This is a genomic window from Pedobacter agri (assembly GCF_032678665.1).
GTDB lineage: Bacteria > Bacteroidota > Bacteroidia > Sphingobacteriales > Sphingobacteriaceae > Pedobacter > Pedobacter agri_A.
The window spans coordinates 373,028-383,297 of record NZ_JAVTSH010000006.1 but is presented as its reverse complement, the minus strand read 5'-3'; the positions used below and the strand labels follow the sequence as shown (position 1 = coordinate 383,297).

10 protein-coding genes and 1 pseudogene are annotated in these 10,270 nt (G+C 37.6%); 7 read left to right on the top strand and 4 right to left on the bottom strand.

Annotation, left to right across the window (positions count from 1 at the left end):
• Positions 1-174 precede the first annotated feature (174 nt).
• From R2Q70_RS14760 to R2Q70_RS14740, 5 genes and pseudogenes are all read left to right on the top strand, one after another.
• Positions 175-519 carry a helix-turn-helix transcriptional regulator gene (locus tag R2Q70_RS14760; protein WP_316808332.1) on the top strand — a complete coding sequence of 115 codons (345 nt, stop codon included), beginning with the start codon at positions 175-177 and terminating at the stop codon, positions 517-519.
• Positions 516-1,808: a HipA domain-containing protein gene (locus tag R2Q70_RS14755; protein ID WP_316808331.1), complete on the top strand. Its 1,293-nt coding sequence runs from the start codon at positions 516-518 to the stop codon at positions 1,806-1,808. Before R2Q70_RS14760 ends, R2Q70_RS14755 begins: the two co-directional genes overlap by 4 nt.
• A 162-nt stretch (positions 1,809-1,970) precedes the next feature.
• Positions 1,971-2,717 carry a metallophosphoesterase gene (locus R2Q70_RS14750; protein ID WP_316808330.1) on the top strand — a complete coding sequence of 249 codons (747 nt, stop codon included), beginning with the start codon at positions 1,971-1,973 and terminating at the stop codon, positions 2,715-2,717.
• A 146-nt stretch (positions 2,718-2,863) separates the two neighbouring features.
• Positions 2,864-3,472 carry a GIN domain-containing protein gene (locus tag R2Q70_RS14745; protein WP_316808329.1) on the top strand — a complete coding sequence of 203 codons (609 nt, stop codon included), beginning with the start codon at positions 2,864-2,866 and terminating at the stop codon, positions 3,470-3,472.
• A 179-nt stretch (positions 3,473-3,651) separates the two neighbouring features.
• Positions 3,652-3,996, top strand: a pseudogene (locus R2Q70_RS14740) (error-prone DNA polymerase); the annotation flags it as partial.
• Positions 3,997-4,149: 153 nt separating this feature from the next.
• On the opposite strand, the gene R2Q70_RS14735 reads toward R2Q70_RS14740, so the two are convergent.
• A complete protein-coding gene (locus tag R2Q70_RS14735) occupies positions 4,150-5,583 on the bottom strand; it encodes an AAA family ATPase (protein WP_316808328.1) in 1,434 nt (477 codons plus the stop codon).
• 454 nt (positions 5,584-6,037) lie between these two features.
• Between R2Q70_RS14735 and R2Q70_RS14730 the strand changes: the two genes are divergently transcribed.
• Entirely contained in the window at positions 6,038-6,499 is a 462-nt protein-coding gene (locus tag R2Q70_RS14730; protein WP_316808327.1) for a hypothetical protein, read from the top strand.
• 581 nt (positions 6,500-7,080) lie between these two features.
• Here R2Q70_RS14730 and R2Q70_RS14725 read toward each other — a convergent pair.
• From R2Q70_RS14725 to R2Q70_RS14715, 3 genes are all read right to left on the bottom strand, one after another.
• Entirely contained in the window at positions 7,081-7,311 is a 231-nt protein-coding gene (locus tag R2Q70_RS14725; protein WP_316808326.1) for a LuxR C-terminal-related transcriptional regulator, read from the bottom strand.
• Positions 7,312-8,578: 1,267 nt separating this feature from the next.
• Complete coding sequence (locus R2Q70_RS14720; protein ID WP_316808325.1) at positions 8,579-9,007, bottom strand: MarR family transcriptional regulator; 429 nt, start codon at positions 9,005-9,007, stop codon at positions 8,579-8,581.
• Positions 9,008-9,117: 110 nt separating this feature from the next.
• The gene (locus R2Q70_RS14715) at positions 9,118-9,537 is read right to left on the bottom strand and encodes an organic hydroperoxide resistance protein (RefSeq protein WP_316808324.1); all 420 of its coding nucleotides are present in this window, start codon (positions 9,535-9,537) and stop codon (positions 9,118-9,120) included.
• A gap of 251 nt (positions 9,538-9,788) precedes the next feature.
• Between R2Q70_RS14715 and R2Q70_RS14710 the strand changes: the two genes are divergently transcribed.
• Positions 9,789-10,223, top strand: coding sequence for a DoxX family protein (locus R2Q70_RS14710; RefSeq protein WP_316808323.1), 435 nt, complete (start codon positions 9,789-9,791; stop codon positions 10,221-10,223).
• Positions 10,224-10,270 lie beyond the last annotated feature (47 nt).

Sequence of the window (10,270 nt, the reverse complement as noted above, 5' to 3'; positions counted from 1 at the left end):
ACAAAAGCAGTAGAAGTAAACTCGGCAAAATACTGGCGGTTATAGAAAGTTGTTGAGTCGTGGCACATACGAGGAACCGCTGCAGGGTTTTATTGCCAATATGAAGAAATCATTAATCCGGAGTCTAATCATTTTCAACTAAATTGTTTGTTATTTCAAACATATATACTAAATTTGATTGAAATAGCAATCTTTATGGAAAAAAGAGGGGTGATTTTATTCCCAAAATCTGAGCGATTATTGCAAGATATGGGTGAGAATCTAAAGCTTGCCCGAAAAAGGCGTAAGCTAAGTTCGGAGCAGGTGGCTCAGAGGGCAAATATTGCCCGTTCCACGCTTTGGTTGGTTGAACGGGGTTCTCCGAGCGTTGCGATAGGTATTTATGTTCAAGTACTATTTGTGTTAGGATTGGAAAGAGATATCGCCAAACTTGGTGCAGATGACGAACTGGGGCACAAATTACAAGATGCCAAACTTCTGCAGAGCACATCTAGTAGACCTTTAAGAAAAAGGAAATGAAGCAAAATATGAATGATCACCGAGAGATTTGGGTTTTTGCAGATTGGTTAGGTCTTGAAGGACCCCTATTGATGGGGATACTTAGTTGTACTCTTGCAAGGCGTAAGGAAGTATTTTCTTTTGAGTACGATCAAAAGTGGCTTCTGTCAAAACAAAAGTTCATGATCGATCCCGATTTGCAATTTTTTCCAGGGCAGCAGTTCCTTCGGGAAGACAAATCTAATTTTGGGATATTTATGGATTCTTCTCCCGACCGCTGGGGTACCAAACTCATGATCCGTCGTGAAGCTATTGATGCCAGGATAGGTAGTCGCCCAGTGCGCACACTTCAAAATAGTGACTTTTTGCTTGGAGTTTATGATCAGCACCGCATGGGTGCCCTACGTTTTAAGCTTGATCCAGATGGTCCATTTTTAGATGACGATCAAAACATGCCTGCTCCACCAATGACTGCTTTACGTGCACTTGAAGCAGCAAGCAAAAAACTGGAGGACGATGGTAATCTAGATGATCCCAATTACAGCAAATGGCTGAGTATGCTTGTCGCTCCCGGGGGATCGCTTGGAGGAGCAAGACCCAAATCGGGAGTGATTGATACTGATGGGACACTTTGGATTGCCAAGTTTCCAAGTGGAAACGATGATTACAACCTTGGGGCATGGGAATGGGTTGCTGCTCAATTAGCCCGGCAATGTAGAATTGAGGTTCCGGAGCATTTTTACCGGAAATTTTCCGGTAAACATTATACCTTCATTACAAAGAGATTCGATAGAGCACCAGCTGAAAAACGGATTCATTTTGCTTCAGCTATGACATTATTGGGACAGCAAGATGGAGCAGATCATGCCAGCGGCATCAGCTATCTCGATCTTGCAGAATTCATCAGTCGTCACGGTGCTAATCCTCAACAGGATCTGGAGCAACTATGGAGACGTATAGTTTTCAATATATGTATATCCAATACTGATGATCATTTAAGGAACCATGGTTTCTTATTAAGCGATCAAGGATGGATTTTGTCGCCCGCCTACGATGTTAATCCCGTTCCTAGCGGTTCAGGACTCACACTAAATGTATCTGAGGATGATAATTCTCTTGATCTCGAATTGGCGATTGATGTGGCTGATTATTTTCGCCTTGATAAAAAACATGCAAGGGAAATCGCAACTCAGATTGCCGAAGTAGTTGGGGAATGGTCGGCAGTTGCAGAAGAAGCGGAGATTAGTAAAGGAGAACGTGAGATGATGCGCCCTGCATTTGCGGCAGCTATTGATTTTTTGGATAAATAATTATTAGTAAAATGATTGTTATTTAAATCATTCACAATTATTTAGTTTGAAATAACAATCATTATATATCGAATGTAGTCATCCTTAATTGTGAAAACGTTAGCAACAATTTCTGTCTGATAAACTATAATATGATATATTCGATTGTTATCAACTAATGAAATGAAAATAAAGATAATTAGTGACTTGCATCAGGAATTTGGTATCTCAGATTTGGATTTTAGCAGTGCTGATCTCACTATCCTGGCTGGAGATACAAACTTGGGGACAAAAGGAATAGAGTGGGTAAAGCAAAACATCCCTGATAAACCGGTAATATATTTATTGGGTAATCACGAATATTATAAAGGATCTTACCCGAAGACACTCAACAAAATACTTGAAGCATCTAAAAACTCAAATGTAAATGTCCTTGAAAATAATATGGTTGAGTTTGAGGGCATAAGGTTCCACGGTGCAACTATGTGGACGGATTTTTCCTTATATGGAAATCCTGTGGAGTCTGGCATTATTTGTCAAGCCAAAATGAACGATTATGTGCAGATACGCAGAGATCCAGCTTATTCAAAGTTAAGAACAATAGATACCTATCAGATTCACCAGAAATCAAAATTTTGGCTGCAAGAAAGTCTGAAAGAATCACGCGGTTATAAGAATGTGGTAATTACCCATCATGCACCTAGCCTGCAATCAATACCCGAGCTTTATAGAGATGATGTCCTGTCATCTGCCTATGCTTCAAACCTTGAAGATGTGATTTTGGAGCATCAGCCCTTATATTGGATTCATGGCCATATCCATACGCCTACCAGATATACTATTGGTGACACTGAAATTATTTGTAATCCACACGGCTATTTGAGTGAGAAATATAATGGCTATGAGAAAGATTTGATCATTGAGATTTAGGAATCAGGTAAAAGTTCGTCTAGAAATTACAGGCATTGGTCTAGTAGTTACTAGTGCTGGTATAATACGGGGTTTTTGCCTGCAACGTTTGATGGACAGCTGCGTCTTAATAACAAACAATAGCAAAAACCTAAAATATAAACGATATGAAAACTTTAGCAAAAACAATATTCGCAGCAGCATTAACAGCAGTAGTATTAACTTCATCAATGGTGGCAACTTTTGCAGCTGAGCCAATTAAAGCAGAAACAAAAACCTCTTCATTATCAAAATTCAACAGGATCTGGGTAAGCGGGAACGTTAAAGTCATCTTAACCCAAGGTGACAAACAAAATGTAGAGGGTGCGAGTAATTATGACGCTGCAAAAACCTCCGTATCAACTGATGGAATAACCTTATTTATCAATTCAATGGAAACCAGTCAGGTAACACTAAATATTACCGTAAAAGATTTGGAGAGAATTGAAGCTTATGGTCAATCGGTTGTGGTGACCAGCAATAATTTCGATGTGAAATACCTGCAGTTATTTTTGGGACAAAGTGCTACAGCAAAGATCAAAACTACAGCAGGCAGTTTATACACTATCGTTAAGGATGATGCGGTATTAAAGTTAAATGGTACTGCGAATGAAAGTACAATGATCGCTAACATGAAAAATGTAAAATTAGCTGACTTTGCCGCTTTGAAATCTTCCTCTTTTGCTTCTCAAGCGATAATGGATGCGGAACAAAGCGCAATGGTTTTAGCAAGATAGAAAATACCAAACATATAAGTTTCGGCTACCCATATGGGTGGTTTTTTTTTGTAAGACAAATTCTTATTTAGATATTACTATTAATTCTTAAAGATGTTTTCCCTGTGCCATGTTATTGCAGCAAGCTCAGGAAAATGGATTCGTTCTTTTGGTAATATAATTTTTCTATGGATTAGGCTATTTCCCACGCGGATACGATTGCGGTGTTCCAGATTGAAAGCCGGGCGCAGCAGTCGATCCTCCCCCGATTGCGTCCCAACTGTTTTTATGATCTGGTGATTGAAGTGGCTATTGTTCGGACGGGACTGATTCAGGGGGATATGGTACATCCTTATCTGCGTCGGCGGAATGGAGAAGAGCCGGTGTAATATCCTTCGGCGGAATTGAAAGAGATTCTGGGTAGAACATTAGGCGTGCCTTTATTCCAGGAGCAGGCGATGAAGATTGCGATCGTGGTGGCAGGCTTTACTCCTGCTGAGGCTGATGCCTTGAGGCGAAGCATGGCGACTTTTAAATTTAAAGGTTTAGAAATTCCTGTAACAGAATTAGGGTAAATATTTGCAATTCCTGTAACAGAATTAGGGTAAATGCATCAGGTGTTACCTAAATTTTTGGTTTTTTAGTGGACAAAACAACCTAATAAAAACAGCATTTTGAATCCCTTTTGATACCTTATACTAAGGCACAAACAAATCATCCATGGTAACTTCGTTCTGTACCAGGCCAATAGAATACATATTGTCTTTGGTGCCATAGGTTGTAACCATGACTAAAAAAAGTGCTTTTTTAGTTTTACTCTCCCGACGAAATATATCAAGTTTGTTCTTTAACTCAGTCGCATAGGTTTTATCTATAGCAAACTCAGCATTTGAGAACTTCATTTCACATATACTTATCACATTATCCTGTCTGTCCAGCAAAAGATCGATCTGTGCACCATTTCCATCTTTAGGAGAATGCCGCCAAGCTGATGTTTCAGTGAACACTCCAGAAATACCAAGCGCTTGTTTAATATTATCTGTATGCTTCATGCAGATCGCTTCGAAAGCGTAGCCACTCCAACTCCTCCAGGAAGACGTTGATGATTTTTTTACCCATGTACCTGCACCGGTGGCTCGGGAATGTTCAATAAATTTAAGGTAGAAAAGGCTGTATTCATCGCTAAGCTTGTAAATGCTCTGATTGGCATTCTTCTGGAAAGGCAGGTGCGGCGTAATGAAGCCAGATTCCACAAGTTCCTCAAGTAAAACACTGGTAGTCCCCCCACTCTGTAGGTTGCATGTCTGTATGATTTCGTTTCTTGTCAATCCCGAGGGTTTATCCGCGAGTGCCTTAACTACGGAAATATGCCTGTCTGCGTTTTCGAAAAGAGAACGGTATAGGTTTGCGAATTCTGTTGAAAGGAGACCATCCTTGGTGAAGCAAAGCCTGTCAATGACCTGGGTAGCACTTTCCCCTTTTTTTAGTTCTTTCAGGTAATGGGGGACACCCCCCATTGCCATAAAAATGGTTAGCACCTGGTAACGGTCAATATGGATATTATTACTTTTTAGGTACTGTTCTGTCTCGTACAATGTGAAAGGTAACAGGCGGATTTTACGTGTTAAGCGATTGTGCAGGCCTCCTTTGCTATTGACAACTTTTTTGATCATCCAAGTGGCAGCAGATCCACAGATCGTAACAATCAGGTTTGGCTGTTGTGAGGCCCATTGGTTCCAAAAATATTCAAATGCAGAAAGAAATCCAGATTTATGCGAACTTAGCCAAGGGAATTCATCAAAGAAAATTACAGCTTTTCTTTTTTTAAGTATAGGGGCTGCAAATTCCCTAAGTTGCCAGAAAGCTTCCGTCCAGTTCTTAGGAGCTGCAGGAGTTAATCCTGAGCCTAATGCATCTGCGATAGCCTTGCTAAAATTGAGTAATTGCACGCTAGCATTCGCGTCGTGAACTCCCGACAGTTCAAAAATGAGCTGTTTGTGGAAGACCGATCGGATCAAGAAAGTTTTTCCGACTCTTCTCCTGCCAAAGACTGCTAAGAGTTCTGATGAGGACGAAGCAAGCGCCTCAGATAATATTTTCTTTTCCGCTATTCTTCCGATGAGCACTTCCATATTTCTTCTTCTAAGAGATTAAAATAATTTTATCCGCAGCCAAAACATTATTCAAATATAGTGTTTTGGCTGTGGATAAAAAAATATCTTCAGCCAAAACGTATATAAAATGAGCTAATTTGGCTGTTGATAGATAGATTTTGCTTGAATAAAAGTTCTTTAAATCGCCCTATCATTTGCTATTTCCTCAGCTAAAGTCATATCCTTCAGAGATTCTTGCAATTTCAGCCCCCCTCTCTTTCCGGCAGTAATAATGTGCCCAGGAATCACATTTACATTCAAATTATAATCAAAGCAGTTTTTCAATTTGTCACAATTTAGATCTACTGCCGAGTTCTTACAGACAAGGGATTCGAATATTTCTGATATCTGAAAAAAACTAAACTGCAGTAACTTTCGTAAGTTCCCTTTAAACTATCTTCAATAGTTTGTTCTCAACCAAATATTACTGTAAGTGAAGAAAAAAGAAAAAACTGAGCTTTTAAAACAAGAGCTTATTTACCAAGCAATTGAGTCTGAAATCCTAAGCCCAACTCTAAAGTTATTAATCAATCAGGCTGACAATCTTCTCTCAGCACCACATCATATGAATGAGCATACTGTATGCCTCTTCAAAAAGCTTATAGATTATTTAGAAAGAACTAAATCCATGGAATCTATTTGTTTGGAACTATCAGTTTCAAGTTATCCCGATGCGATCATAAATTCGATGAAGATGGCCAAAGTATTTGCAAATAGAAAAGCGCAGCTCAGTATGAAAATTCGAGTCTTAAGACCAATCATTTTAAATTGCATCATGGAAAGTACATTCCTAGAAACAAAAGTATTGCTTGATTCCGAATTATACGGCCGATATCTCAAACGATCGGAAGATTTCATGTTCGAATCGATGAAGGCTAATACATATAAAAACTAAATGAGTTGATTTTTACAATATTCGTGTTTTCAAGGCGCAAGTATTAACTTCTCCCCTTTATTCGGCATCAGTAACGTTATGATGCAAATATAGACTACCGAGAGCCATACCGTTCCCAAAAAAAATATTTCATGATTAAAGTTCCAAAGGCAGTATTTGTAAATCCACGAATTACAATATGATCACAAAATGATCAGACAGCAGTTTTGGATAGCTCTATCAATAGTAATATTTTTTTTTATAAGTAATAACAGCAAGGCAGGTAACTGGTTAAGTCCACTACGTCAATAATATCATACAATGGATTTTAAATCAAAATGTTAACGTTGAGTACTTCATTAGATCCGAGACGATTTAATTAAAAAGTATGAGCCTTGCAGGATTGCAAGGCTTTTTTTTTATAATACTAAAGGGCTATTTAGCTAATAAGCCAAACCTGTATTTTTGTAATGCGAATCTATATACATTACCATTTATTAACTTATGCCCGGATGGGATAGGATGACTTTAATTGCAAAAGCTTTTTAAAGCTTTTGTGTTTGTTTGAATCAGAAAGCCTTGCAGTCATGTAAGGCTTTTTGTTAAGCTTTTAATAACCCGTATTTGTAAGCAAATGAAACCAGGGATGCGGAATTTTTTGTTCGGGTTTCAATGATGAGATTTTTGCGTAGTTTTTCCACCACACCTGGCTTAGTCTGTAACTCTTCACTAATTTCCAGGTTTGTAAGGCCCTTAGCAACTAATTCTATAACCTTTCTTTCTGTTTCATCGATTCCCATAAAATCAGGGATAGGGGCATTAGCTTGATTCATAGCGGATGCAATGTCTAAATTTATGCCATTTTTTTCTTATTGGACTAATTAAACATACAAGTTTTAGACCTATAGTATCCGGTGAACTCCATACTCCTAATATTTTATATAATAACTAAAATTTAGTTGAACATATAAACACATAAAAAGTCAAAAAAAAATAATTAAAAATTGGTACCTAGTAAATGCATTTAAGCGTATGCATAGGGAGATAAAATTTGTTTATTGAAGAAATTTCAATGTTGTCGTGGATCTAATTTTATCCAATTAGGAATTTCCTTTAGTGCAATCGATTACCCTCAACATCCAATATGGTATTTATTCGCCACCAGACTTAACTCATTGAGCAATTTGACCTGGTGTTTATGATTTTTTTCATATTTAATGCGCTCGGATAATTACCCTAACCATGCCAGGTAAGGATAAATATTCAAAATTAAACTAAGTTACACCTCTTACAGGGTGCAAAATTTACAACGAGTAAAAAAACTATAATCCGTCAGGCAATATGGAATATTTTGCCGGTTGAATGTCATAGCCTTGAAACGGTAGGGAGTAACTGCTAAGGCTATCAAAGTCTTTACCTAAATAAAAAAGCCAGATAAGCTGAAATCAATTTTAACGTATTAATACCCTATTTTTAGTCTTGCTTTTACTCGTAATATGAAATTTTTATTATTGCACGGACAATTCAGTCTTAAGGATCAATGGATGACGATCCTTTAGTTCTTTCGGATGAAAGATATAAATCCCTCTCGCCCTTTTGCTTGAGGGATTTGCTTTATAAATTTTTGCTCTTCTCATGTTACAATCGCGCATTTCCATGCCATTTTAGGTACTGATCGTTAAGGATAAATGTTAATATTTCCGATTTTTATATTCGCGTTTGTTTTAGAAATACAGATTAATATGCCGCTATTTTTTCAATACAGCAAAATGTTGATTCAGTATTTTAGTTATTTTTTCAATGTAGAATAGACGTTTAGAACAATAGCACTATATAATAAAAAAGAACTGCAAGGCTTCTTGTTCAGTATTTTCAAGATTAATCACAACCCCGTTGTTTCCAAATATTATGTAGTATTGATGTACTAAAATTCCATACTAGCGATTTCAGCTTTTGTTTCTCTCTGCTTCGCCATCAGATCTGCCCATGAATATAACTCCTTTAAGTTCAAGCATGCTTATTGCGATAGCAGAATAAGCTAATGGTTTATTTAAATATTGGTTATGAAAAATCATAATGAAACTGCGCTAGATATGCACGCTATGGCGACAGATTGAGAATTAATTTGTTAAGCAAGTTTTTGAGATCATGCGCCTCCTGCGCATTAATACCCAGATTCTCTTTTATTCGGCTATGCAGGCGATGCGCCTGCTGTTGCAAGTCCATCCCTTTTTTTGCTAAGGATATAATGATACTGCGTTCATCTTTTTCAGATCTGGCACGTTTTACCAAGCCTAGCTCCTGCATGCGCTTTATTAGCGGAGTCAGTGTATTCGACTGCAATCTTAATTTATTGCCTAGAATACTCAAGTTGATATTGTCAGTTTCCCATAAAACCATCAGGACAATATATTGCGGATAGGTAATTTCAAGATCATCCAATACGGGTTGATAACATTTTGTAATTAGGCGAGATGCGGCATAAAGAGGGAAGCAAAGCTGGTCTTCCAGTTTAAAATATGTATCCATGTTTACGGCTTTATCTATTTATTGATGATGATATGATCAACCAAAGCGTCAAAGATAAAAAATGTAAAGCATAAAGCGCCGGCATGGTCACTTTATGCTTTAATTAAGGCTTATACTAACTCTAATGCCACTTCAACATTTCCACGAATTGCATTCGAGTAAGGACAAATTTTATGTGCTGTCTCTAACAGTTCCTGCGCTTGAACAGTTTCGATGCCTGGTAAGCTTATCTGTAGACTTGCACCTAATACAAAGCCACCTTTTCCATCCGGATGTAGTGAAATATTTGCCTTAACAGTTGTCGGTTCAGCAACCTTTACTCCTGCCTGATGCATTACTAAATTTAATGCGCTATCGAAACAGGCGGCGTAGCCCGCAGCAAATAATTGTTCCGGATTGGTATATCCTGCCCCGTTTCCTCCAAGTTCTTTTGGCATTCTCACTTCTAGCGATAATGCGCCGTCTTCACTGGATACTTTTCCATTGCGGCCACCACTTACTGATGCGCTAGTTTGGTATAATGTTTTCATTTTAATAATTTAATTAATTTATATCGCAAGCGATTATATCGTTTGCGATACAAATATCCGATATAAATTTGATCTATCAAAATGTTCATTGAAAATTGTATTGATTGAGAAAAGCTGAAACGCATGTATTGTAAGTCCAAAGACACTCATTTTAAAGTCATTAAGTTGATGTCCTGGTTTATTCTGAAATGTTGATTTTTTTGATTCGCCATAATATTTTCGTAAATTGATTTAACCAAAATATAAAGATTATGAACTTGCTTAAAAAAATTCAACACTGGGGCGATCAGCATCACCCAAAATGGCTTGATTATTTTAGAATAGTACTTGGTGTAATCCTGATATGGAAAGGGATTACATTTTATACCCATATGGAAGCCTTCAGTCATTTGATGCGTGGCGCCATGTTAGGTACAGCGGTTAGTATCAGTTTACTTGCCCATTTAATTATCGTATTACATATTTTAGGTGGAATAGCCATTACGTTGGGCACTCATACCCGATTATTTTGTCTTTTAAATCTGCCTATTCTTATCGGGGCGGTATTTTTCATCAATATGTCTGGAGGTATTTTCAAACCTTATGCCGAATTCTGGCTTTCTTCATTGGTATTAACCGGATTAATTTGTTTTATAGTAGAAGGCAATGGAATTTTATCTGTTGAAAGCCAAAAGGCAGTGAGTTAGCCTAGTATTTTGAAGCCGAAGAAAAATAAAAGGCAAGTTAACTAAAT